The organism is Streptomyces sp. NPDC040718, from assembly GCF_055593565.1.
On record NZ_JBVIXO010000015.1, the window covers coordinates 48,188 to 69,818 of the forward strand.

Consider the following 21,631-nt stretch of genomic DNA (forward strand, 5'->3'; position numbering starts at 1 on the left):
CACCGGCATCCGGACGGATCGTATGCTCGCCACATGACCACTCCGAGTGACGCTCCGACCGACAACGCGATGCGCCGTGCGCTGCGGCGAGCCCGCGACGGCGTCGCGCTCGACGCTGCCGAGGCGGCCGTCCTCCTCCAGGCCCGCGGCGCGGCCCTGGAGGACCTGACCGCCTCCGCCGCCCGGGTCCGCGACGCGGGCCTGGAGGCCGCCGGCCGGCCGGGCGTGATCACGTACTCGAAGAGCGTGTTCATCCCCCTCACCCGCCTCTGCCGCGACAAGTGCCACTACTGCACCTTCGCCACCGTCCCCGGCAAGCTGCGCCGCGCCGGCCACGGGATGTACATGTCCCCGGACGAGGTCCTCGACATCGCCCGCCGCGGGGCCGCGCTCGGCTGCAAGGAAGCCCTCATCACCCTCGGGGACAAGCCCGAGGACCGCTGGCCCGAGGCCCGCGAATGGCTGGAGGCCCACGGCTACGACGACACGATCTCCTACGTGCGGGCCATCTCCATCCGCATCCTGGAGGAGACCGGGCTGCTGCCCCACCTCAACCCCGGGGTGATGTCCTGGTCGGACTTCCAGCGGCTCAAGCCCGTCGCGCCCTCCATGGGGATGATGCTGGAGACCACCGCCACCCGCCTGTGGTCGGAGCCGGGCGGCCCGCACCACGGTTCCCCCGACAAGGAGCCGGCGGTCCGGCTGCGCGTGCTGGAGGACGCCGGGCGCTCCTCGGTCCCCTTCACCTCCGGGCTGCTGATCGGCATCGGGGAGACGTACGAGGAGCGCGCCGAGTCGCTCTTCGCGCTGCGCCGGATCTCCCGGGCCTACCACGGGATCCAGGAGCTGATCATCCAGAACTTCCGCGCGAAGCCGGACACGGCCATGCGCGGGATGCCGGACGCCGAGCTGGACGACCTCGTCGCCACGATCGCCGTCGCCCGCCACATCATGGGCCCCTCGGCCTGCCTCCAGGCCCCGCCCAACCTGGTCGACGGGGAGTACGCCCGGCTGATCGGCGCCGGCATCGACGACTGGGGCGGCGTCTCCCCGCTCACCCCGGACCACGTCAACCCCGAGCGGCCCTGGCCCCAGATCGACCTGCTGGCCGAGCGGTCCGCCGCGGCCGGTTTCGAGCTCCGCGAACGGCTCTGCGTGTACCCCGAGTTCGTGCAGCGCGGCGAGCCGTGGCTGGACCCCCGCCTGCTGCCCCACGTACGGGCCCTCGCGGACCCGGGGACCGGGCTCGCCGATCCGGCCGCCGTGGTCGAGGGGCACCCGTGGCAGGAGCCGGACGACTCCTTCGCCTCCTACGGGCGCACCGACCTGCACACCGCGATCGACTCCGAGGGGCGCACCGGCGACCGCCGCGAGGACTTCGACGAGGTCTACGGCGACTGGGAGGCCCTGCGCGAGGCCGCGGCGCCCGGCATGGTGCCCGAGCGCATCGACACCGACGTACGGGCGGCGCTCGCGCAGGCCGCCGACGACCCGGAGGGGCTCACCGACGAACAGGCGCTGGCCCTGCTGCACGCGGACGGCCCGGCGCTGGACGCGCTGTGCCGGATCGCGGACGACCTGCGCAGGTCGGTGGTGGGCGACGACGTCACGTACATCGTCACGCGCAACATCAACTTCACCAACGTCTGCTACACCGGCTGCCGCTTCTGCGCCTTCGCGCAGCGCCGTACGGACGCCGACGCCTACACCCTGTCCCTGGAGCAGGTCGCCGACCGCGCGGCCCAGGCCTGGGACGTCGGCGCGGTCGAGGTGTGCATGCAGGGCGGCATCCACCCGGACCTGCCGGGGACGGCGTACTTCGACATCGCGCGGGCCGTGAAGGAACGGGTCCCGGGGATGCACGTGCACGCCTTCTCCCCGATGGAGGTCGTCAACGGCGCCACCCGCACCGGGATGTCGGTTCGGGACTGGCTGACGGCCGCCAAGGAGGCCGGGCTGGACTCGATCCCGGGCACGGCGGCGGAGATCCTGGACGACGAGGTCCGCTGGGTGCTGACCAAGGGCAAGCTGCCGACGGCCGACTGGACCGAGGTCATCACGACGGCGCACGAGCTGGGCATCCGCTCCTCCTCCACCATGATGTACGGGCACGTGGACCAGCCCCGGCACTGGCTGGGCCACTTCCGCACCCTCTCCCGCATCCAGCAGGAGGCCCTCGCCAAGGGCGTGGCGGGCTTCACGGAGTTCGTGACGCTCCCCTTCATCCACACCAACGCCCCCGTCTACCTGGCGGGCATCTCCCGGCCCGGCCCGACGGTCCGCGACAACCGGGCGGTCACGGCGATGGCGCGGCTGCTGCTGCACCCGCACATCCCCAACATCCAGACGAGCTGGGTGAAGCTGGGCGCGGAGGGCGCGGCGGAGATGCTCCGCTCGGGGGCCAACGACCTGGGCGGCACGCTGATGGAGGAGACCATCTCCCGGATGGCGGGGTCGGGTTACGGCTCGTACAAGTCCGTCCAGGACCTGGTCGCGGTGGCGGAGGCGGCGGGCCGGCCCGCGAAGCCGCGCACGACCCTGTACGGGGAGGTCCCGCGGGAGCGCCAGGACGCGGCGCGCGCCTCGGACGGCCACCTGCCGGAGCTGCTGCCCGTCCTGGACTGAACGCGCGGGAGCGGGGCCCGTCGTCCGCACGGGCCCCCGCTCCCCGCTCTGGCGGTCAGCCGACCAGGAGGTCCTTCTTCAGCTCGCGCAGCTCGCGGGCGTCGATGCCGAGGCCGTCCCCGAGGTAGCGGTCGAAGCGGTCCTGGTGGCTGCCGGACCACTCCCGGTCGGAGGCGGAGGCGGTGGGGACGGCGGCCAGGGAGGCGGCGCGTGCGGAGGCGACGGCGGTCGCGGCGAGGAGGGCCTTCTTCATGCCTCCGAGGCTGTGGGCGCGCGCGGAACGCCGGATGAACGAGGTGTGACCGAAAACGACCGGGCCGAAGGCGGGTGGCAAAACGTGCCACCTGGCTAGGCGGTGGCCGGAACCGTTCGCATTCCGGCCGTTCTCCGGTCAGTTACGGGCGACCCGGCAGAGTGCTTCCGAATACGACCGAAGCCGTCCACTACAGTGCGCGTCCTGAGCCTGGGGGGACGGCATGGACACGACGACGAGCACGGCGGGTGGCTCCGCGGACGGCTCCGCCGGGGACACGGTGGGCCGTACGGCAGCCCGGTCTCCGGTGAGCCGCGCGGATGGCTCCGCCGGGGACACGGCCGTGCTGAGGGTCGTCACGGCCAGGTCGGCCGACGCTGCCGGGGTGGCCGGGCCGGTCGCCGCCAGGGCGGCCCGGGCCGCGTCTGCCGGCACGGCCCGCGCGGCGGCCGGCATCGCGGCGGCCGCGGCAGCCGCAGGCCCCACCCCCGGTCCCGGAGGTGGGGGGCCCGGCTCTCCGGGAGCCACCGCCGGGGACGTCGGGCCCGGCCCGACCGGAGCCGCCGGCCCCGGGCACCCGGGAGCGATCGCCGCGGACGCGGGTGCCGGGCCTTCGGGCGCACTCGGAGCCACGGGCACGGGCCTCGCGGGGGCCGCAGTGGTCGCAGGCACCGGGCGCACCGGGGCCGTCGGGCCCGGGCGCACGGGGGCCGCCGCAGGACACCCCGGGCGTGTGGGGCCCGCCTCCGCAGGGGCCGCCGGAGGCGCAGGCGCTGACCTCACGGGAGCCGCCGCGGGGCCGGGCGCCGGGGGTGTGGGGTCCGCCTCCGCCGGAGTTGCCGCGGGCGCCCTGCCCAGCCACCCGGGAGCCACCGCCGGAGGCATCGGCGGTGCGTTGTGGGGGCGGGTCGAGCAGCAGGACTTCCGGAGCCGGGTGCGCGGGGCGCTGCTCGGGGCCGCCCTCGGGGACGCCCACGGCCGGCGCGGTGCCGTCACCGCCGCCACGCAGCTGACCCTGTTCACCGTCGACGGCCTGATACGGGCCCACGTACGCCGGGACACCGGCGCCTGGCACCCGCCGACCGACGTCCACCGCGCCTACCGCCGCTGGTACGCCACCCAGCACGACTGGGGCCCCGACGAACGCCGCGCGGACAACGGCCGGATCGGCAACGAGGAGTGGTTCTACGCCCGGCGCGACCCGGAGCGGGCCTGCCTGACCGGCTTCGGCGACGACACCCTCGCCACCCTCGACCGGCCGAAGAACCCCACCGCCCGGGACGCCGCCGCTGCCGTCCGCTCGGCGCCCTTCGGGCTGCTGGTCGGCTGGGAACCCGCGCTGGTCCTCCAACTGGCCGCCGAATGCGCCGTCCAGAGCCACGGCCACCCCGCCGCGTACCTGTCCGCGGGGGCCTTCGCCGTGATCGTGCACGGCCTGACCCGGGGCGGCTCCCTCGACACCGCCGTCCGGCGCGCCCTCACCCTGCTCGCCGCCCGCCCCGGCCACGAACCCGTCACGGAAGCCCTGCACCGCGCCCTCGCGGCCGTCACCCGGGGCGAACCCGGACCCGGCGCCGTCGAAGCCCTCTCCACCGGCGGGGGCCGGACCGCCGAGGACGCCCTCGCCGTCGCCGTCTACTGCGCCCTGGTCGCCGAGGACGTCCCGCACGGACTGCGCCTGGCCGCCGCCGGCCACGGCGGCCCCCTGTGCGGGGCCCTCCTCGGCGCCCTGCACGGCGAGACGGCCCTCCCGGCGGCCGGGCTGGCCGAACTGGAGGGCCGGGCGATCCTGCTGGAGCTGGCCGACGACTTCGCCCTGGAGCTGACCCAGGGCCCGTCCCTGCACGGCCCCGCGGTCACCACCTCGCCCTGGCTGGCCCGCTATCCCCGCGGCTGAGGCACGGGGTCGGGGGCGGAGCCCCTGGGAACGGAGGAAGGGCGGCGAGCAGCCCCGCAGGCACCGCACCCGCGGGCACGGTCACGCCCCCGGGGTAGCCGTGCAGAGCCTCCGGAACGGTGATCGCCTCCATCGAGTCCATGCCGCCACCCCATGACACACCAACGGTCCAACGCCCTGCCGCCCGCACGGGGAAGCCCGTACCTTGGCCCTCCCGACGTCTCGGAGGTGCCCTCGCCCATGCGGATCGCCACGACCATCTTCCTCACCGACCGCACCGTCTCCCCCACCCGTCTCGCCCGCTCCCTGGAGGAGCGCGGCTTCTCCGGCCTCTACCTCCCCGAGCACACGCACATCCCCGTCAGCCGGGACACCGACGCCCCCATGGGCGGCGAACTCCCCGCGCAGTACGGCCGCACCCTCGACCCGTTCGTCGCCCTCGGCCAGGCCGCCGCCGTCACCGAACGCCTCCACCTCGGCACCGGCATCACCCTCGTCGCCCAGCACGACCCGATCGGCCTCGCCAAGCAGGTCGCGACCGTCGACCACCTCAGCGGCGGCCGCCTCACCCTCGGCATCGGCTACGGCTGGAACGTCGAGGAGGCCGCCGACCACGGCGTCGACTGGCCCACCCGCCGCGATCGCGTCCGGGACCACATGGCCCTGATGCGCGCCCTGTGGTCGCCGGAGCCCACCGCGTACGAGGGCCCGTACGGCTCCGTCCGCGCGAGCTCGGCGCACCCGAAGCCGGTCCAGGCCCCGCGGGAACTCGCCCCCGGACGGCCGCTGTACGGACCGCGCACCATGATCGGCGGGGCGGCCGGCCCGAAGCTGTTCGCCGCGGTCGCCGACCACGCCGACGGCTGGCTCCCCATCGGCGGACGCGGACTCACCGAGTCCGTGCCGGCGCTCCGCCGGGTCTGGGAGGACGCCGGGCGCGACCCCAAGGACCTCCAGGTGGTCCCGTACGCCGTCCAGCCCACGCCGGGCAAGCTCGGCCACTACGCCGAACTGGGCGTCGAGGAGGTCGTCCTCCAGCTCCCCTCGGCGCGGGAGGCCGAAGTCCTGCGCACCCTGGACGACTTCGCCCAGTACCTCTGACACCCCCGGACTCCGGCCGCACGGAACCGGATCACCCCGCCCCGGCGTGTCTGCGGGTGGCCGCCGCCTGCCCGGACGGCTGCTGGTTCGACCCGACTTTCGACCGACCTTTCGACCGACTCGCCCCTGGGAGACTTCCCCGTGCACAGCAACCTGCGTATCTCCGTCGCCGCCGTGGCCGGAGTCGCGGCCGTCCTCACCCTGACCGCCTGCGGCAGCGGCAGCAAGCCCGCCGAGGACAAGAAGCCGAGCGCCGCCGCCTCCGCCCCGGCCGCGGCCACCCCGGCCGCCACCCCCGCCGCGGGCAGCCTGGACGGCGGCTGGATCTCCATGCAGACCCCGGGCAAGGGCGTGGTGCTCACCGTCAAGGGCCAGAAGGCGTTCGTGGTCGAGGCCGCCACCGGCCTGACCTGCGAGGGCACCGCCAGCGGCTCGACCCTGGACCTGAAGTGCCCGGCGGGCGCCACCCGTTCGAAGGGCAAGGTCGACTCGGTCGACGCCACCACCCTGAAGGTCACGTGGGAGGGCGCCGGCCAGGACACCTTCCAGAAGAGCGAGCCGGGCAAGCTGCCGTCGCTCCCGGCGCTGCCGAAGTCGTAACTCCGCTCGCCCCGCCCCGCCCCGCCACCGCCGCCCTGCGCGCCGGTGGCGGGGCGGCGGCGTTCAGGCCGTGCGTACCCGGGAACCGTCCGGCCGATCACGTGCGGAGGCAGATCGAGCGTCACGGGCAGGCGGCATGGCGGTGCAGCTCACGCCGGTTCGGCAGGTTCATCCGCGCGAGCCCGGCCGGGTCGACCACTGCCGTGATGCCGGTGATCCGGCCGCCGGTGACGGTGAACGCGAGGACCGAGAGCGGAGTGCCGTCCTCGCGCCAGGAGATGACTCCGGGACGGCCGTTGACGAGTGCCGGCCGGCCCAGGGAGGCCGCGCCGGCGGCCAGCTTGGCGCCGGCGGCGACCTTGGTGGCGCCGAGGGTCACGACCACGCCTCCAGGGGTGTCGACGGTGAGAATCACTTCGGGGTCGAGCACACGCAGCAAACCCTCGAAGTCGCCGCCGCGAGCAGCCGCCAGGAAGGCGGAGACCACCTCACGCTGTTCCCGGCCCGCGCCGGTCGGCCGCTCGGCCGCCCGGACCTTCCTGCGGGCGCGGCTGGCAAGCATCTTGGTGGCGTCGGTGGACTTGCCGAGGATCCGGCCGACCTCCTCGAACGGCACCGCGAACAGGTCGTGCAGCACGAACGCCAGCCGCTCGCCGGGCCGCAGCGAATCGAGGACGACGAGGAGCGCGAGCCCGACCGAGTCGGCGAGCACCACGTCGTCGTCGGGGGCGGGGGCGTCGTCGAGCGTCACCACGAGTTCGGGCAGACGCTCGTCCAGGGACGACTCGGGGCGGGCCTTGCGCGAGCGCAGGACATCGAGGCTGATCCGGCTGACCACGGTGGTGAGCCAGCCGGCGAGGTTCTCGATGGCCGCCGCGTCCTGCCGGGAGAGCCTCACCCAGGCTTCCTGGACCACGTCCTCGGCGTCGGCGTGCGACCCGAGCATCCGGTGGGCGACGGCGCTGAGCCGGTCGCGCTGGGACTCGAACGCCTGGGCCACTGGGTCCGTCGAGCCAGTCTCGAACATCTCGTTACCTTCCCCGAATCCGCTCCGTCATGAGTGATGACGGGCCGGGACCGGCCCGGGTAACCGCTGGTCCCGCAGGAACGCGGACCAGCAGACGGAAGGACGACACCATGCTGACGAACATCATGTACGTGACGCTCCATGTCACCGATCAGGAGCGTGCGCTGAGCTTCTACACGGACCGGCTCGGCCTGGAGAAGCGTGTCGACTACCCGGGTCCCGACGGACGCTTCCTCACCGTGGGCGTCCCCGGCAACCCGCTCGAAATCATCCTCTGGCCGCACGCCGCGGCCCCGGGGAAGCCTGCCGAGCCGCGGCCGGACGCCCTGCCGGGTCCGGTCTTCCTCGAATCGGACGACCTGCGCGCGGACTTCACGGTGCTGCGCGCACGCGGTGTGGCATTCGACCAGCCCGAACCGGAGGACTACGGGTTCGGGGTCCGCATCGAGGCAGTGGATCCGGACGGCAACCGCATCTCGCTGCGCCAGCGCGCAGCCTGGCAGGGCCGTGCCGACGGCTGACCCTGCGACCCTGACGAACGAGGTGCTCCGACACGCCGATGAAGATCGAGTCGGTGATCGCACGACAGCGCGTTGACGACCTGGAAGCGGCCGTCCCCTTCTACGAGCGGCTGACCGGCCAGGCGGCCGGCCGCTTCGAGTTCGCCGGCGTACGTCTGGCGAGCGTCGGGCCGGCCGTCGCCTGGTCGGCAGGCCGGAGAACTAGTCCTCGCCCCCGAGGTCCAGCAAGGCCGTCTGCACGGCCACCCGTACGACCTCGCCGGACGCCGACCGCCCCACCCACACCGGGTAGACCCCGTCGCCGCCCGTGCAGAACATCGCCAGGTTCGCGCCGAGGCTCCCGCCGTCCAGGTTCATGCCCGCGGCGGTGTTGGTGAGCCGGTCGTACTCGGGGGACCTCATCCACCCCGCCCGTGCCCGCGCCAGCAGGTCGCACAGGTCCGGCCAGGCGTCGGCGTCGCCGAAGGCACCGCCGGCCGCGTCCGTACCGAACCCGAAGGCCTCGCCCTCGCGGAGCCGCAACGTGTCGTCACCCGGCCCGAGCGCCATCTCCCAGACCGCCACGGGGCCGTCGCCGATCAGCAGCCGGACGACCGCCACCTCCTGGTACGACCCCCAGTACTCCTCCGCCACCTCGACCCAGGCCGCCTCGACCGGGTACGTGCCCGGCGGCACGTCCACCGTGATCCGGGACAGCCCCTCCCCCGTGTCCGGGCAGGCCACGGCCAGCACCCCGCTCGGCACGCGCACGCTCCCGCACGGCACCGGGTCGAGGACCTTCAGCCCGGGTATCTCCGTCCCCGGCCGGAACACCCGGTCGAAGTCGACCCTCCCGCGCAGCCGCGAGGGCTCCCGCCGCCAGTCGGCCGCTTCCGAGTCCAGCAGCGCGCCGGCCCAGTCCGGCAGCGAGTCCGCGACGGGCAGCCCCGGCCAGTCGTCGAAGCCCGGCCGCACCGTCCACAGGTCCCCGTCGACCACCTCCACCTCGGCCTCCAGGGACTCGCCCCGCATCCCCCCGGGCTGGTGCGAGACCCGGGCCGTACCGTCGGCGGACAGCTCCACCGCCGTCCGGGGCCAGTCCACCGCGTCCTGCGCCGTCCCCGCGTCCGGATACCGCCGCACGAACAGCCGCCGCACCAGCAGCCGCCCCGCGTCGTCCCGCAGCTGGAGTTCCGCCTCGGCGGTCCGGCGGCCCTGCTCGTCGTACGCCCAGGCATCCACGAATCCGGCCCGCCACGCCACCATCCGCACCCCGAGCGGCACTTCCCGGCCCGGGGCGCGGTAGACCACCGCGTACGGCAGCCCCGCGGCGTCCCGGGCCCGCGCCTCCTCGGCGGAGAGCTCGCGCCCGCCGGTACGGGACGCCGCGTGCCAGGACTCCTCGTAGGTCACGTACGTCGCCTCAGACACCGGCGGTGGCCCCGTCCCGCTCGGAGAGGATCTCGGGCATCCCCTCGATGAGCACCACGACGCTGACCAGCTCGCCGTCCTGGGAACGTCCCAGCCAGACGGGGTAGGTACCGTCCCCGGTCGTCGCGAAGGCCATCAGCTCGCCGCCGGTGACGGTGTCCCAGGTGCGCTGCACGAACATGGAACCGTCGGCGAGGTCCTCGTACCCGTCGAGGTCCCGCTCCCCCTTGATCAGCCCCCGCTCGTAGAGCGCCACGAGCGGCTCGAAGGCCCCGGCGTCGGCGAAGCAGCCCGTCGCCCCGTCGGTGGAGAAGCCGGCCACCTGGTCCTCGATGAACAGCCGGAGGTCGTCGTCCGCCCCGAGGGCCATCTCCCAGGAGTCGGCGGGGGTCTCGCCGACGAGCAGGCGGACGGCGGTGGGGTCCGTGGTCTCGACCTGGGCGTCGCGCCACTCGCAGTGGTAGGCGTAACGGACCCGTGCCTCGTCGAGTACGTACTCCCCGGGCGGGACAGGGACCGTGACGTGCGGCCCGTTGTCGTGGCTGGTGAACATGCCGGACACGGCCAGCAGCCCACTGGGCACCCGTACGGTGCCGACCCGACGCGGCTCCACGACCGTCTGCTCGGGGTGGTACCCGTCGGTGACCCGCACCCCCGGCCGGAACAGCTGTCCGACCGGGCCGGGCTGCGCGGGACGCGGCGGCTGCCAGCAGGTGGCGGGGGCGTCACCGTGGCCGCCGTCGAAGACCTCGGCCGCCTCGAAGACGGGCGGCTCCGCGAACCCGTGCATCTCAGCCGAGAGCAGCGGCCACTCGCCGAAGGCGGGGCGGACCATCCAGCGCTCGTCCTCGCGGAGCCTCGGGGTGGTGGAGTACGAGCCCCCGCCCGCGGTCTTCTCCGTCCGCCGACCCCTCCCGTCCGGGAAGAGGTCCACCGTGACGCGCGGGCACTCAGGGTCGAACTCCGCCATCTCCGGGCCGGTGTAGTTCCAGCCCACGCTGTACCGGCGCAGCAGCAGCGTCGGGTCGTCCAGCAGGCGCAGGTCCAGGTCGTGGGTGCGGCGGCCCCGGTCGTCGTACACCCACAGCCCGACGTGGTGGTCCCGCCAGGAGACGAGCCGGACCTCCAGCGGCGCCTCCCGGCCCGCCGTCCGGTACACCACCACGTACGGCAGCCCGGCCGCGTCCCGCTCCCGGGCCTCTCCGGCGGACAGGGGCCGCCAGGCCGCGCGGGCCTCCGGGTCCCACGCCCGCGCGTACCCCACCTCGACGACCATGACGGCTCCCTGTTCCTCGCGTTCGTGCCGAGCTGCAAGGTAGCCGCCACCGGCGACAACGGCCCTACCGGGCCGCCAGCTCCGCCCAGACGGTCTTGCCGATGATCCGGTCCATCACCCCCCAGTCGGCCGCGAGGGCGTCGACGATGCGCAGCCCGTACCCGGACTCCGCCTGGTACGCGTGGGGCCGCACGGCGGGCCGCCGGTCCCTGCGCGGGTCGGACACCTCCAGGCGGAGCACGCCCTCCAGCAGCGTCATGCGCAGCTCGAAGTCCCGCCCGATGACGCGGCCGTGGGTGACGGCGTTGGAGGCGAGCTCCGCGACGAGGAGCCCGGCGTCGGCGGAGAGCCGCGTCCCCTCGGGGACACCCCAGTCGTGCAGCGAGACGAGGGCCAGCTGCCGGGCGAGGCGGGCGCCGCGGGGGGTGCAGCTGAAACGCTGAGTGAACACGCGTACGAAGGCCTTGGGGTGGCCGGAGGGTGCGGTCATGGCTAGAACGTCCCGTGTGGGCAGGGGAGTTCCCAGCACGTCGACTACTACTGTTGAACTGTAGTAGTCCAGTGACTGGACAAGCGCAGTCACCGACCGTGAGCATGAGTAATCGGGAGGTGACCGTGATGACGGCTGGCGACGGCGGCGACGGTGACAAGCAGGTGGAACCCGATCCCGACCTGAAGAACTTCGGGGACATGCTGAAGGCGTCCCGCAAACGCGCCGCTCTGACCCAGGAGCAGTTCGGGCCACGGGTCGGCTACTCGGTGCAGTACGTGGCGTCCGTGGAGCAGGGCCGCCGACATCCGTCCGCCAAGTTCGTGAACAAGGCGGAGGAGGTACTGAACACCTTCGGGGTCATCCAGATCGCTGCGAAGCAGATGACACGGAGGCGGGGGCTGGCCTCGTGGTTCCGGCGGTGGGCGGAGCTGGAGGAGACGGCGGTCGCGCTCAATACGTACGAGTGCAGGTCGATTCCGGGGCTGTTGCAGACCGAGGCCTACGCGCGGACGCAGATCGAGAACGTCCCGCCCATGCTGACGTCGCAGGATGCGGAAGACCGCATCACCCTGCGTCTGGAACGGCAGAAGGTGCTGACACGCGTCCCGTATGCCAGTTTCAGCTTCATCATCGAGCAGACAGTCATCGAGCGCCAGACGGGCGGCTCCGAGGTGACGCGCAACCTCATCGACCACATGCTGCGATGTGCTCAGATGCCCAACGTAGACATCCAGCTCATGCCGACGGTCAGTCCGGAACACGCTGGCACCGACGGCCCCTTTCAGCTCCTCGAATCGCACGAGCACGAGTGGTTGGGCTACAGCGAAGGCCAGAAGTATGGCCAGGTCATCTCCGACCCGAAGGCCGTAAGCGACCTCCACCAGCAGTATGCGAAACTTCGCATCCAGGCCCTCAATCCCGCAGACACTGCGGGCCTGTTGATGCGATTGCGAGGCTCCCTGTGAACAGCCCTCAGCTCCACTGGTTCAAGAGCAGCTACAGCAGCAGCCAGGGCGACAGCTGCGTCGAGGTCGCCCTCTCCTGGCACAAGTCCACCTACAGCGGCAGCCAGGGCGACGACTGCGTCGAGGTCGCCGCCTGCGCCGACACCGTCCACGTCCGGGACTCGAAGCTCACCGCGAGCCCGGAAATGGCGGTCAGCCCCGCCACCTGGACCGCGTTCCTCGGCGGGGTCACCCGCTAGGGCGGCGGGATCGGTCCCGGTGCCGCCACGCCCGGGGCCGGACGCCAGAAGCGCCCGTCAGGCAGGGCCTGACGGGCGCCGAGGAAGTAGTCGGCATCGCGCTGGAACCGGACACCCGGCACGGCGCCGCGTACGTGCGCCCAGATGCTCGGCGCCACGCGGTACTCGCCGCTCACCATCCAGGGGTCGTCGCCCAGCACGAAGAGGTGCCGGATCTTGAGGAACTGGTCCCGGGTGAGGGACACGGACTCGACTATCTCTTCGTCCGCGTCACCGAATCCGGTCAGGTCCCAGACGAGGTTGTACCCGTCCGCGAATGGATAGTCGCTGCTCATCCGGATCAAGCTAGGCGGCCCCTGAGGGCCGCCGCACCTGCTTTTCCCGGCGCTCAGGCGCCGAACGCCGCGGCGAGCAGCGCCTTCTGGGTCGCCGCGAAGCCCTCGGCCGTCTTCGCGAAGTCGAGCCGCGCGTCGCCGGTGGTGAGCGAGGCGGTCAGCGTCGTCTTTCCGTCGGGCGAGCTGTACATCAGGGCGCCCCAGCCCCAGAAGCCGCCGTTGTGGGTGTAGAGCGTGCCGTACTCGGTGTCCTCGACGATCAGGCCGAGGCCGTAGGCGAACTTCGTGTGGGGGCTGCGCATCTCGTCGAGCAGCGGGGCGGGCAGGATCCTGCCGCTCATCAGGGCGGAGAAGAAGGTGTGCAGGTCCCGGGTGGTGGAGATCATGTCGCCGGCGGCGGAGATCCAGGAGGGGTTGGCGTGAGTGACGTCGACGGTCTTCCACTCCTCGCCGTCCTGGTACGTGTAGTAGCCGTGGGCGTGCGGCTCGGGGATGTCGGTCGAGGCGCCCGGGACGATGGTGCCGGTCAGGCCCAGCGGGGTCAGGAGACGATCCTGCATCTCCTCGGCGAAGGGGCGGCCGGCGACCTTCTCGACCAGGAGGCGCAGGACGACGTAGTTGGTGTTGGCGTAGCTCCAGTCCGTCCCCGGCTCGAAGCGGGCCGGCTTGGAGAGGGAGAAGCGGACGAGCTCCTCGGGCTCGTAGGTGTGGGAGAGCTTGTCCACCCACTCCTGGCCCTGCCAGTCGATGCCCGCGGCCGTGGTGCCGTCCTCGTAGTACTCGCCGGTGTGGTTGAAGAGGCCGCTGGTGTGCTGGAGCAGCATCCGGACGGTGATCCGGCGGTCGAGCCCGTACTCGGGGAGGTGGTCGTCGACCGGGCCGTCCAGGGCGAGCAGGCCGTCGGCGACCAGCTGGAGGACGAGGGTCGCGGTGAAGGTCTTGGTGTTGCTGCCGATCCGGAAGTGGCCGTCGGTCTGCGGTGCGGCGGTTTCGCCGAGCTTGCGTATGCCGGCGGCGGCGACCCGTTCGCCGCTCGGGCCGTTCACCCGCACCTGCACTCCGGCCCAGTTGCCGGATGCGGCGATCTCCTCCACGGCGTTCTGGAGCTGCGGGCGGTCGTTCGGCGTGTTGACGGACATGGTGGTGTGCTCCTCGGGGTGTTGGGCGTGGGGTTCGGTGCGGGGCGGGCGGGGGCTCAGACGGTGCGGGCGGTGATGTCGCCGTAGGCGGTGGTGGCGTGGATGGTGAGGGCGTTGCCCTCGCCGGTGTTCTGGAGGGCGTTGTTGATGCGGCCGTAGGAGGTGCCGGCGTCGAGGGCGGCGCAGACGCCTCGGGCGGCGCCGACGGTGATGTCGCCGTGCTCGGTGCGCAGGGTGAGGGTGCCGCCGGTGGCCTCGGCGATCGTCAGGTTCCCCTTCTGGGTGCGGATCTCGGCGGAGCCGGTCAGGCGGCCGACCGTGATGTCGCCGGCGGCGAGGGCGAGGCGGAGGCGGGCGGCCTCGTCGAGCTTGACGGTGCCGTGCGCGCTCTCCAGGGACACGTCGCCCAGGCGGCCGGTGGTGGTGAACTCGGCCGACGCCGTCTTCGCCTCGACGCTGGAGCCGGCGGGCAGCTGGACGGTGACCCGGACGGAGCCGGAGGCGCCGAACGCCTCGTTCTTCTGCGGGGTGTTGACGCGCAGGACGCCGGCCTGGAGCTCAACGGTGGTCTCCTCGGCGGCCTTCACGTCGCGGCTCTTGCCGGCGTCGGCGGGGAGGATCTCGACGGTGGTGTCGGCGCGGTCGGTGGCGATGAAGCGGATGTTCCCGGCGGGGACGTCGAGGATGGCGGCGATCGCGGCGGTGGTGGCGAAGTTCTGCATGGTTTCTTTTCCTTCGAGTTCGTTGCTCGCTGTTTCCAACGACCTGAACGCTACGTCGCGTTCACAGAGCGAGCAACGACTCCGTTGCGAAGAATTGCCATCGCCGCAGGTCACAGCCGCAAGATCGTTGCACCACGCCTAAATCTAACGCAACGACAGCTATGCTTTCGTTGCAACAGATTGGATTTGAACGCTACGCTGGCGCCAGAGACGCCATCAGGAAGCACGAAAAGCAGCGCGAAGGAGACCCCACATGCCGGGAGGCAGGCTCACCCCGCAGGAACGCCAGCAGATCGCACTGGGGGTGGCCGACGGCCTCGCCTACGCGGAGATCGCCAGGCGCCTCGACCGCCCCACCTCGACGGTCACCCGTGAGGTCATGCGCAACGGCGGCCCCGCCGGCTACCGCGCCGACCTCGCCCAGCGGGCGACCGAACACCGCACCCACCGCCGCAAGCAGGCCGCGCCCCGGGGCTCCCAGGCGCCCGCGCCGGCCCACGGCCGCGACCCGGAGGCGGTCCGCGAGTACGAGGAGATGTTCGCGACCGTCCTGATCCAGTCGGGGCTGCCCAAGATGACGGCCAACGTCCTGGTCGCCCTCTACATAGCCGACTCCGGCACCCTCACCGCGTCCGAACTCGTCCAGCGCCTCCAGGTCAGCCCGGGGTCCATCTCCAAGGCGGTCGCACTGCTCGAAGGCCAGGGCCTCATCCGCCGTGAACGCGACGAACGCCGCCGCGAGCGCTACATCGTCGACGACGACGTCTGGTACGAGTCGATGATGGCCAGCGCCCGCTCCACGGCCCTGCTCGCGGAGACCGCCCGCAAGGGCGTCAACGTCCTCGGCCGCAACACCCCCGCCGCCACCCGCCTGGAGAACATCGGCCGCTTCGTCGACTTCGTCTCCGAGAGCATCGTCCGCGCCGCCGACCAGGCCCGCGAGATCCTCCACACGAAGCCGGAACAGACCCCGTAGGGATCCGGGGTCCGGGAATCAGCGTGTCGGCGGGCGACGAGTTCCGCCGACGCGTGCAGTCTCAGTCCTCGTCCGTACAACGGAGGAGACAGACCCATGGCGCGGCAGCAACTGCTGAGAGTGCAGAACTTCAACGTCTCGCGGGACGGATTCGGCGCCGGCGAGAACCAGAGCCTGGAACGGCCCTTCGGTGACGCCGACCCCGGGACCATGTTCGCCTGGGCCGGCGCCACCGCCAGCTGGCCGAACCGCACCGACCCCGGCGGCAGCCGCGGCCTCGACGACTACCTCACCCGGGACTTCCGGAACAACATCGGCGCCGAGATCATGGGCCGCAACAAGTTCGGCCCCCAGCGCGGCCCCTGGCAGGACCACGAGTGGCAGGGCTGGTGGGGCGACGAACCCCCCTTCCACACTCCGGTGTTCGTGATGACCCACCACGAGCGGCCGTCCTTCGCCCTCTCCGACACCACCTGCCACTTCGTCGACGCCGACCCGGCCACCGTCCTCGCACGGGCGAAGGAGGCTGCGCGGGGCAAGGACGTACGCCTCGGCGGCGGGGCCACCACGGTCCGGGAGTTCCTCGACGCCGACCTGGTCGACACCCTCCACGTGGCGGTCTCCCCCGGGGTGGAGATCGGATCCGGGTCTCGGCTGTGGAAGTCGCCGGACGAACTGCTCGACCGCTTCCACCTGGACGTCGTCCCCAGCCCGGGCGGCGACGTGGTCCACCACCTGTTCTGGCGGAGGTGACGTCCGCGCGCATATGTGATGGACAGGGGCCGGAGCCTGATCGATAGTGCCGCCATGGCATCTCTCGTACGACACGTGACCTTCGACTGCTCCGACCCCTACACCCTGGCGCAGTTCTGGATCGCCGCCCTGGACGGCAAGCTCGGCGACGACGACCACCCCGGCGACCCCGAGGTGCTGGTCGAGACCGTGGGCGCCGGGCTGCTCTTCATCCGGGTGCCCGAGGGCAAGACGGTGAAGAACCGGCTCCACCTGGACCTCCAGCCGCAGGACCGCACCCGCGACGAGGAGGTGGAACGCCTGACCGCCCTCGGCGCCACCGTGGTCGGCGACCACCGCAACCCGGACGGCACGGGCTGGGTGACCATGGCGGACCCGGCGGGCAACGAGTTCTGCGTGGAACGCAGCGCCGCCGAGCGGGCCGCGGCCTAAACCCGCTCCCACCGGACCTCTCCGTCCTGCCGCCGGTCGGTGGGGGCGAGGCCGGCTGCGGCGGCGACGGCGGCCGACGCCCCGTGGTCGGGGTGGACGTGCGCGACGACCGTCCCCGCCCGCTGCTCCCGCAACCAGGCGACGAGCCCCCTGGCAGCCTCGGCGGCGATGCCCCGGCCCTGCCAGCGGGTCCCCACCACCCAGGACACCTCGGCGGTGCCGCCGCCGACCGTGGCCTGAACGGTGCCGACGAGGCACCCCTCCGCACGCAGCCGCACCACCCAGTTGCACCAGGAGACGGCCGGATCCGGCGACCCGGCGGCCCACCGCACGTAACGGGCGCGCAGCTCCTCGACGGTCTCGGGCTCACCGCCGATGAAGGAGTGCAGGGCGGGATCGCCCAGCACGACGGCCATCTCCTCGGCGTCCTCGACCCGCAGCGGAAGCAGGTCGAGCCGGTCGGTGCGCAGGGTCTCAGGCTTGATCACCCACCCGATTATGCGCGGGGCCCCGGGAGGCCGGGGGGCGGAGTCCCAGCGGGCCCTCCTCACGGGGTCGAGGGGGAGAGGGCGGGTCCGGGCCGCGAGGCCGCGTGCGCACCCCGCCGCCGGGTGTCCCGCGCAAGGGCCCTACGCTCCCCGCATGATCAACTCACAGACCCACGTCCGTGTCGCCCGTCCCTCCCGGGACTTGAGGGCCGCCGAGCGGTTCTACGTCGACGGGCTCGGGCTCGACGTCGTGTGGCGGAGCACCGAGCGCACGCCCGGGGAGCACGACCTGCTCATGGTCGGGCCCGCCGGGGGCGGGTGGCACTTCGAGCTGACGCTCGACCCCGACAACCCGATCGAGCCCTCCCCCACCGTGGACGACCTGTTCGTCGTCTACCTCGGGGAGACCCCCGACGAGGAGCTCGTGCGCCGGCTCGTCGACTGCGGCGGGACCCGGGTCGCCTCGCACAACCCGTACTGGGACGAGTACGGCGTCACGGTCGCCGACCCCGACGGCTACCGGCTCGTGCTGTGCTCCCGCACCTGGGGCTGAACGTCTGACGCCCGGGCCGTCAGCCCCGCTTCCCGGGCGTCGATGAGCTCGTCCCAGTGCTCCCGCGTCCACTCGCACGCCGCGTCCAGCGGCCCCAGCAGGCCGTGGCCGAGCACGGTGAGGGCGTAGCCGCCGGGTTCCTCGCGCACGACGAAGCCGTCGCGCTCCAGCCCGCGCAGGGACTGCGTCAGGGACTTGGCGGTGATCCCCCGCAGGGGGACCTTGAGCTCCGAGAAGCGGCGCGGGCCGCCTTCCAGGCAGCGCAGGATCAGCGGGGCCCACTTGTCACCGACGCGGAACGGCACCAGCGTCGAGGGGCAGACGGGGTCGAACATCTCGGGGTCCAGGGGCGGCTGCGTCATGATCGCCACGGTAGGCCGGTATCCGATCGGTAACCACCCCTTTCCCTACGCTCGCAGCCATGACGAACGCGAACGAGAACCAGACCGAGACCCGGACCGCCGGCGAGCGCGCCGCCGCCCCCACCCGCCTGATCGTCTTCGGCGCCACCGGCCGCGTCGGCCGGGCCGTGGTCGCGGCGGCGCGGGCGCGCGGGGTCGAGGTGACGGCGGTGGGGCGGGCCGACGGCGAGGTGACCTCGGCGGCGGACGTGGCGCGGCTCGCGGCGGGGCACGACGCGGCGGTGGTGTCGGTGTACGACGCCCAGGCGGCACCCGGGGAGTTCTTCCCGGCCGTGGCGCGGGCGATGGCGGCGGGGCTGCCGGGGGCGGGGGTGCGGCGGCTGGTTTCCGTCGGGCTGGCCTCCGTACTGCCCACGGCGGACGGGACCCCGCTGATGGACACCCCCGGGTACCCGCAGGAGTGGCGGGAGTTCTACGTCGCCCACGGCGCCGGCACCGAGGCGCTGCGGGCCGCCGCGCCGGAGGCCCTGGACTGGGCGGTGCTGTCGCCGGCCGGGGACTTCGACCACGACGGCACCGCGCACGGCGGATACGCGTACGCCCCGGCCGGCGCCGACGCCCGGATCACCCCGGCCGGCTTCGCCGAGGCCGTCCTCGACGAGGCCACGGCACCGACCCTGCACGCGGTCCACTCGGGCGTCGCCGAAGCGGTGGCCGCATGACCGCCGAGCCGGTCACCGACAGCCCCAACCCCTGGGTCGCCGACCACATCCGGCGTTTCGAGGAGACCGCGGGCCGCCCCCGCCCCGGGATCAGCGACCTGCTGCTGACCACGCGGGGGCGCCGCTCGGGCGTGCTGCGCCGGACGGCGCTGGCGTACGTACGCGACGGGGAGGCGTACGTCCTGACGGCGTCGAACGCGGGCGGTGACCGCCACCCCGCCTGGTACCTGAACCTGACCGCCGATCCGGCCGTGACGCTCCAGGTCGGCGCCGAGGCCTTCCCGGCGCTCGCCCGTCGCGCGAGCCCGGCGGAGGCGGAGCGGCTGTGGCCGACGGTGGTGGCCGCGATGCCCTCGTACGCGGCCTACCGCGACGCCACGTCCCGGGAGATCCCGCTGGTCCTGGTCACCCCGGCCGGCTGAGGGAGCCGCCGGGCTACCCCTTGATCTTCGGCGCGTCCGGGACCCCGGCGTCCAGGGCGCTGCCGGCGCCCCCGAGGGAGCTGTTGGTGGAGTTGGCCGCGCTGCCGACGGCCGCGCCGGTGATGGCGACGGCGGTCCGGGTGTCCTGCACGGCCTGGCCGGGGTGGTCGACGATGCCGACGACGCGCTTGACCGGCGGCTGTCCCGCGAGGGTGGCCCCCTCGCCCCCGTCGGCGGCGTGGGCGAGGGGGGTGAGTGCGAGTGCGGCTCCGCCGGTGAGGGCGAGGGCGGTGAGGGTGCGCTTCATTGCCTTCATGCCCCGCCCAACGACCCCCCGCACCCCCGGGTCACCGCCCGCCGCCGCCGTTCCGCGCATCGGATGACCCGGGTCCGCGTACACCGGCGGCCCCGGATCGGGGGATCGATCCGGGGCCGCGGGCCATGACACGGCGGGAAGACGGCGGGGGGGGGAGGGGGTCAGGCGGTCAGTCCTCCACCACCAGCGCCGGGGTGGACTTCGTCAGGACCTCGCCGCGGAAGAAGGCGGGGCTGCGGCGTTCGGTGACGAACATGACGACCAGGCCCAGGGCGAGCAGGCCGACCCCGATGACGAAGACGCTGCCGACGCCGAGGACGTCGGACCCGGACCCGTAGGAGGGGTCCCAGGCGTCCATCAGGGTCTTGAAGAAGACCGCGGCGAGCAGCAGGCCGCCCAGGACCGGGAAGACGCCCTTGAAGAACAGGTCGCGCGCGGAGCGGCGCAGGTCGCCGCGGAAGTACCAGGCGCAGGCGAAGGCGGTCAGCGAGTAGTAGAAGCAGATCATCAGGCCGAGCGCGAAGATCGTGTCGGTGAGGACGTTCTCGCTGACCAGGGTCATCACCGTGTAGAAGGCGCCGGTCGCGATGCCCGCCATGACGGTGGCGCGGCCGGGGGTCTTGAACTTCGGGTGGACCTTGGCGTAGGAGGGCGGCAGGGCCTCGTAGGTGGACATGGCCAGCACGGTGCGCGCCACCGGGATGAAGGTGGTTTGCAGGGAGGCGGCGGCGGAGGCGAGGACCGCGACGAAGAGCAGGATGCCGAGGGCGGGGCCCATGACGGGGCCGGCGAGGGCGGCGAAGACGTTGCCGGAGGTCTCTTCGTTGCCGAGGCCGAGGCCCTCGCCGCCGGAGCCCACGGCCATCTGGGCGGCGATGCCGGTGGCCAGGTAGGAGCCGACCAGGACGACCATGGCGATGAGGGAGGCGCGGCCGGGGGTCTTGGCGGAGCCGGTGGTCTCCTCGTTGCTGGCCAGACAGGCGTCCCAGCCCCAGTACATGAAGATCGAGAGGGAGAGTCCGGCGGTGAAGGCGCCCATGGACTCGACCGCGAAGGGGTTCATCCACTGCCAGGAGAAGTCCAGGCCGGTGTCGAAGGTTCCGGCGGAGGCCTTCTGGAGGGCCATGGCGACGAAGACGGCGAGGACGACGAGCTGGAGGCCGACCAGGGTGTACTGGACGCCCTTGGTGGCGGTCATGCCGCGGTAGCTGATGGCGGTCGCGACGGCGATCAGCGTCAGGCAGGTGGCGATGTGGACGAGCTTGTTGTCGTCGAGGGCGGCGATCGACGGCTTGCCCGTGATCTCGCCGGCCAGAAGCCAGAAGTAGGAGGTGGCGACGCCCGCGAGGTTGGAGAGCACGATGATCGTGGCGATCACCAGGCCCCAGCCGCACATCCAGCCGATCCGCGGGCCGAAGGCCTTGACGGTCCAGGTGAACGAGGTACCGCAGTCCGGCATGGCCTTGTTGAGCTCGCGGTAGGCGAAGGCCACCAGGAGCATCGGGAGGAAGCCGGCCAGGAAGACCGCCGGCATCCGGACGCCGACCTCGCCGGCGGTGGAGCCGAGGGTGGAGGTCAGGCAGTAGACGGGGGCGACGGTGGAGATGCCGATGACGGCGCTGCCCATCAGGCCGACGGAGCCCTTGCCGAGGCCCTTGCCCCGGACGTCGGCCCCGTTGCCGGCCCCGTTCCCGGCGCCGCCCTCGGCGACGCCGCTTACCGTGTCTCCGACCCGAGGCCGCGTGTCCAGCTGTGTCATGGGACAGGACGGTAGATGCTGCGGTTTCCTGATCCGGAAGACTTAAGTCCAGTAATCCACAAGGCTAAATTCCTTGGATTACGAAGATCGAATGCGTTCACGAACTCGCAATACAAGGTTCACTCGGGCACCTATCCACGGTTCACGAGGCATCGAGACGAACGTTCCGGAATGCGGAAACCGCAGGACTGCCCCATATGTCCGTTTCAAAACTTTCCCGCGCCAATTTTCGAAGCCCCCGGAAC

Annotated in this window: 25 protein-coding genes and 1 pseudogene; 14 read left to right on the forward strand and 12 right to left on the reverse strand. The window is 72.7% G+C overall.

Annotated elements, in window-relative coordinates; translation table 11 throughout:
- Window positions 1-33 precede the first annotated feature (33 nt).
- A complete protein-coding gene (locus ACZ597_RS29165) occupies window positions 34-2,625 on the forward strand; it encodes a bifunctional FO biosynthesis protein CofGH (RefSeq protein ID WP_471336143.1) in 2,592 nt (863 codons plus the stop codon).
- A 55-nt stretch (window positions 2,626-2,680) separates the two neighbouring features.
- Here ACZ597_RS29165 and ACZ597_RS29170 read toward each other — a convergent pair whose 3' ends face one another.
- Entirely contained in the window at window positions 2,681-2,878 is a 198-nt protein-coding gene (locus tag ACZ597_RS29170) for a hypothetical protein (RefSeq protein WP_471336146.1), read from the reverse strand.
- Between the two features lie 883 nt (window positions 2,879-3,761).
- Between ACZ597_RS29170 and ACZ597_RS29175 the strand changes: the two genes are divergently transcribed.
- The 3 genes from ACZ597_RS29175 to ACZ597_RS29185 all read left to right on the forward strand — a co-directional run bounded on the left by ACZ597_RS29175 (window position 3,762) and on the right by ACZ597_RS29185 (window position 6,476).
- The gene (locus ACZ597_RS29175) at window positions 3,762-4,775 is read left to right on the forward strand and encodes an ADP-ribosylglycohydrolase family protein (RefSeq protein ID WP_471336472.1); all 1,014 of its coding nucleotides are present in this window, start codon (window positions 3,762-3,764) and stop codon (window positions 4,773-4,775) included.
- A 240-nt stretch (window positions 4,776-5,015) separates the two neighbouring features.
- Window positions 5,016-5,876 (forward strand): TIGR03619 family F420-dependent LLM class oxidoreductase, encoded by an 861-nt coding sequence (locus tag ACZ597_RS29180; RefSeq protein ID WP_471336149.1) that lies wholly within the window; start codon window positions 5,016-5,018, stop codon window positions 5,874-5,876.
- Window positions 5,877-6,017: 141 nt separating this feature from the next.
- Entirely contained in the window at window positions 6,018-6,476 is a 459-nt protein-coding gene (locus tag ACZ597_RS29185) for a hypothetical protein (protein ID WP_471336152.1), read from the forward strand.
- A 121-nt stretch (window positions 6,477-6,597) separates the two neighbouring features.
- On the opposite strand, the gene ACZ597_RS29190 is transcribed toward ACZ597_RS29185, so the two are convergent.
- Entirely contained in the window at window positions 6,598-7,503 is a 906-nt protein-coding gene (locus ACZ597_RS29190; protein WP_471336155.1) for a sigma-70 family RNA polymerase sigma factor, read from the reverse strand.
- A gap of 110 nt (window positions 7,504-7,613) precedes the next feature.
- Between ACZ597_RS29190 and ACZ597_RS29195 the strand changes: the two genes are divergently transcribed.
- Both ACZ597_RS29195 and ACZ597_RS29200 read left to right on the forward strand, forming a co-directional pair.
- Window positions 7,614-8,024, forward strand: a complete 411-nt coding sequence (locus ACZ597_RS29195; protein WP_471336158.1) for a VOC family protein — start codon at window positions 7,614-7,616, stop codon at window positions 8,022-8,024.
- 38 nt (window positions 8,025-8,062) lie between these two features.
- Window positions 8,063-8,194 (forward strand): annotated as a pseudogene (locus tag ACZ597_RS29200) (VOC family protein); the annotation flags it as partial.
- Window positions 8,195-8,225: 31 nt separating this feature from the next.
- Here the strand turns inward: ACZ597_RS29200 and ACZ597_RS29205 are convergent.
- The 3 genes from ACZ597_RS29205 to ACZ597_RS29215 form a co-directional block, all read right to left on the reverse strand.
- A complete protein-coding gene (locus tag ACZ597_RS29205; RefSeq protein ID WP_471336161.1) occupies window positions 8,226-9,434 on the reverse strand; it encodes a DUF4241 domain-containing protein in 1,209 nt (402 codons plus the stop codon).
- Window positions 9,427-10,710, reverse strand: a complete 1,284-nt coding sequence (locus tag ACZ597_RS29210; protein WP_471336164.1) for a DUF4241 domain-containing protein — start codon at window positions 10,708-10,710, stop codon at window positions 9,427-9,429. Before ACZ597_RS29210 ends, ACZ597_RS29205 begins: the two co-directional genes overlap by 8 nt.
- Before the next feature lie 64 nt (window positions 10,711-10,774).
- Window positions 10,775-11,200, reverse strand: coding sequence for an ATP-binding protein (locus ACZ597_RS29215; RefSeq protein ID WP_471336167.1), 426 nt, complete (start codon window positions 11,198-11,200; stop codon window positions 10,775-10,777).
- Between the two features lie 128 nt (window positions 11,201-11,328).
- Between ACZ597_RS29215 and ACZ597_RS29220 the strand changes: the two genes are divergently transcribed.
- Window positions 11,329-12,168 carry a helix-turn-helix domain-containing protein gene (locus ACZ597_RS29220; protein ID WP_471336170.1) on the forward strand — a complete coding sequence of 280 codons (840 nt, stop codon included), beginning with the start codon at window positions 11,329-11,331 and terminating at the stop codon, window positions 12,166-12,168.
- A complete protein-coding gene (locus ACZ597_RS29225) occupies window positions 12,165-12,407 on the forward strand; it encodes a DUF397 domain-containing protein (protein WP_471336173.1) in 243 nt (80 codons plus the stop codon). The genes ACZ597_RS29220 and ACZ597_RS29225 overlap by 4 nt, the downstream gene beginning before the upstream one ends.
- Here ACZ597_RS29225 and ACZ597_RS29230 read toward each other — a convergent pair.
- From ACZ597_RS29230 to ACZ597_RS29240, 3 genes are read right to left on the reverse strand one after another with little or no spacing between them, the layout of a single operon-like run.
- Window positions 12,404-12,742, reverse strand: coding sequence for a hypothetical protein (locus ACZ597_RS29230; protein WP_427708631.1), 339 nt, complete (start codon window positions 12,740-12,742; stop codon window positions 12,404-12,406). The two genes, ACZ597_RS29225 and ACZ597_RS29230, sit on opposite strands and share 4 nt — an antisense overlap.
- A 53-nt stretch (window positions 12,743-12,795) precedes the next feature.
- The gene (locus ACZ597_RS29235; protein WP_471336177.1) at window positions 12,796-13,881 is read right to left on the reverse strand and encodes a serine hydrolase domain-containing protein; all 1,086 of its coding nucleotides are present in this window, start codon (window positions 13,879-13,881) and stop codon (window positions 12,796-12,798) included.
- Window positions 13,882-13,937: 56 nt separating this feature from the next.
- Window positions 13,938-14,603: a DUF4097 family beta strand repeat-containing protein gene (locus ACZ597_RS29240; protein WP_471336180.1), complete on the reverse strand. Its 666-nt coding sequence runs from the start codon at window positions 14,601-14,603 to the stop codon at window positions 13,938-13,940.
- A 253-nt stretch (window positions 14,604-14,856) separates the two neighbouring features.
- On the opposite strand from ACZ597_RS29240, the gene ACZ597_RS29245 reads away from it, so the two are divergent.
- The 3 genes from ACZ597_RS29245 (at window position 14,857) to ACZ597_RS29255 (ending at window position 16,764) form a co-directional block, all read left to right on the forward strand.
- The gene (locus ACZ597_RS29245) at window positions 14,857-15,579 is read left to right on the forward strand and encodes a GbsR/MarR family transcriptional regulator (RefSeq protein ID WP_471336183.1); all 723 of its coding nucleotides are present in this window, start codon (window positions 14,857-14,859) and stop codon (window positions 15,577-15,579) included.
- Between the two features lie 96 nt (window positions 15,580-15,675).
- The gene (locus ACZ597_RS29250) at window positions 15,676-16,332 is read left to right on the forward strand and encodes a dihydrofolate reductase family protein (RefSeq protein WP_471336186.1); all 657 of its coding nucleotides are present in this window, start codon (window positions 15,676-15,678) and stop codon (window positions 16,330-16,332) included.
- 54 nt (window positions 16,333-16,386) lie between these two features.
- Complete coding sequence (locus ACZ597_RS29255; protein WP_471336189.1) at window positions 16,387-16,764, forward strand: VOC family protein; 378 nt, start codon at window positions 16,387-16,389, stop codon at window positions 16,762-16,764.
- Here ACZ597_RS29255 and ACZ597_RS29260 read toward each other — a convergent pair.
- Window positions 16,761-17,252, reverse strand: coding sequence for a GNAT family N-acetyltransferase (locus ACZ597_RS29260; protein WP_471336191.1), 492 nt, complete (start codon window positions 17,250-17,252; stop codon window positions 16,761-16,763). The two genes, ACZ597_RS29255 and ACZ597_RS29260, sit on opposite strands and share 4 nt — an antisense overlap.
- Window positions 17,253-17,406: 154 nt before the next feature.
- On the opposite strand from ACZ597_RS29260, the gene ACZ597_RS29265 reads away from it, so the two are divergent.
- Entirely contained in the window at window positions 17,407-17,805 is a 399-nt protein-coding gene (locus tag ACZ597_RS29265) for a VOC family protein (RefSeq protein ID WP_471336194.1), read from the forward strand.
- Here the strand turns inward: ACZ597_RS29265 and ACZ597_RS29270 are convergent.
- Window positions 17,769-18,167 (reverse strand): winged helix-turn-helix transcriptional regulator, encoded by a 399-nt coding sequence (locus tag ACZ597_RS29270; protein ID WP_471336196.1) that lies wholly within the window; start codon window positions 18,165-18,167, stop codon window positions 17,769-17,771. The two genes, ACZ597_RS29265 and ACZ597_RS29270, sit on opposite strands and share 37 nt — an antisense overlap.
- Window positions 18,168-18,226: 59 nt before the next feature.
- On the opposite strand from ACZ597_RS29270, the gene ACZ597_RS29275 reads away from it, so the two are divergent.
- Complete coding sequence (locus tag ACZ597_RS29275) at window positions 18,227-18,889, forward strand: NAD(P)-dependent oxidoreductase (RefSeq protein WP_471336199.1); 663 nt, start codon at window positions 18,227-18,229, stop codon at window positions 18,887-18,889.
- Window positions 18,886-19,311: a nitroreductase family deazaflavin-dependent oxidoreductase gene (locus ACZ597_RS29280; protein WP_471336202.1), complete on the forward strand. Its 426-nt coding sequence runs from the start codon at window positions 18,886-18,888 to the stop codon at window positions 19,309-19,311. Before ACZ597_RS29275 ends, ACZ597_RS29280 begins: the two co-directional genes overlap by 4 nt.
- 13 nt (window positions 19,312-19,324) lie before the next feature.
- Here ACZ597_RS29280 and ACZ597_RS29285 read toward each other — a convergent pair whose 3' ends face one another.
- Both ACZ597_RS29285 and ACZ597_RS29290 read right to left on the reverse strand, forming a co-directional pair.
- The gene (locus ACZ597_RS29285; RefSeq protein WP_471336205.1) at window positions 19,325-19,627 is read right to left on the reverse strand and encodes a hypothetical protein; all 303 of its coding nucleotides are present in this window, start codon (window positions 19,625-19,627) and stop codon (window positions 19,325-19,327) included.
- Window positions 19,628-19,796: 169 nt separating this feature from the next.
- On the reverse strand, window positions 19,797-21,386 hold the full coding sequence (locus ACZ597_RS29290; protein ID WP_471336208.1) for an APC family permease: 1,590 nt from the start codon (window positions 21,384-21,386) through the stop codon (window positions 19,797-19,799).
- Window positions 21,387-21,631 lie beyond the last annotated feature (245 nt).

Bases quoted from the DNA above. Each gene is read 5' to 3' on its own strand.
- ACZ597_RS29180 (WP_471336149.1), top strand. From the start codon at position 5,016: ATGCGGATCGCCACGACCATCTTCCTCACCGACCGCACCGTCTCCCCC.
- ACZ597_RS29195 (WP_471336158.1), top strand. From the start codon at position 7,614: ATGCTGACGAACATCATGTACGTGACGCTCCATGTCACCGATCAGGAG.
- ACZ597_RS29210 (WP_471336164.1), bottom strand. From the start codon at position 10,710: ATGGTCGTCGAGGTGGGGTACGCGCGGGCGTGGGACCCGGAGGCCCGC.
- ACZ597_RS29275 (WP_471336199.1), top strand. From the start codon at position 18,227: ATGACGAACGCGAACGAGAACCAGACCGAGACCCGGACCGCCGGCGAG.
- ACZ597_RS29215 (WP_471336167.1), bottom strand. From the start codon at position 11,200: ATGACCGCACCCTCCGGCCACCCCAAGGCCTTCGTACGCGTGTTCACT.
- ACZ597_RS29165 (WP_471336143.1), top strand. From the start codon at position 34: ATGACCACTCCGAGTGACGCTCCGACCGACAACGCGATGCGCCGTGCG.
- ACZ597_RS29270 (WP_471336196.1), bottom strand. From the start codon at position 18,167: ATGACGCAGCCGCCCCTGGACCCCGAGATGTTCGACCCCGTCTGCCCC.
- ACZ597_RS29250 (WP_471336186.1), top strand. From the start codon at position 15,676: ATGGCGCGGCAGCAACTGCTGAGAGTGCAGAACTTCAACGTCTCGCGG.
- ACZ597_RS29190 (WP_471336155.1), bottom strand. From the start codon at position 7,503: ATGTTCGAGACTGGCTCGACGGACCCAGTGGCCCAGGCGTTCGAGTCC.
- ACZ597_RS29285 (WP_471336205.1), bottom strand. From the start codon at position 19,627: ATGAAGGCAATGAAGCGCACCCTCACCGCCCTCGCCCTCACCGGCGGA.
- ACZ597_RS29170 (WP_471336146.1), bottom strand. From the start codon at position 2,878: ATGAAGAAGGCCCTCCTCGCCGCGACCGCCGTCGCCTCCGCACGCGCC.
- ACZ597_RS29220 (WP_471336170.1), top strand. From the start codon at position 11,329: ATGACGGCTGGCGACGGCGGCGACGGTGACAAGCAGGTGGAACCCGAT.
- ACZ597_RS29240 (WP_471336180.1), bottom strand. From the start codon at position 14,603: ATGCAGAACTTCGCCACCACCGCCGCGATCGCCGCCATCCTCGACGTC.
- ACZ597_RS29245 (WP_471336183.1), top strand. From the start codon at position 14,857: ATGCCGGGAGGCAGGCTCACCCCGCAGGAACGCCAGCAGATCGCACTG.
- ACZ597_RS29265 (WP_471336194.1), top strand. From the start codon at position 17,407: ATGATCAACTCACAGACCCACGTCCGTGTCGCCCGTCCCTCCCGGGAC.
- ACZ597_RS29290 (WP_471336208.1), bottom strand. From the start codon at position 21,386: ATGACACAGCTGGACACGCGGCCTCGGGTCGGAGACACGGTAAGCGGC.
- ACZ597_RS29280 (WP_471336202.1), top strand. From the start codon at position 18,886: ATGACCGCCGAGCCGGTCACCGACAGCCCCAACCCCTGGGTCGCCGAC.
- ACZ597_RS29255 (WP_471336189.1), top strand. From the start codon at position 16,387: ATGGCATCTCTCGTACGACACGTGACCTTCGACTGCTCCGACCCCTAC.
- ACZ597_RS29230 (WP_427708631.1), bottom strand. From the start codon at position 12,742: ATGAGCAGCGACTATCCATTCGCGGACGGGTACAACCTCGTCTGGGAC.
- ACZ597_RS29235 (WP_471336177.1), bottom strand. From the start codon at position 13,881: ATGTCCGTCAACACGCCGAACGACCGCCCGCAGCTCCAGAACGCCGTG.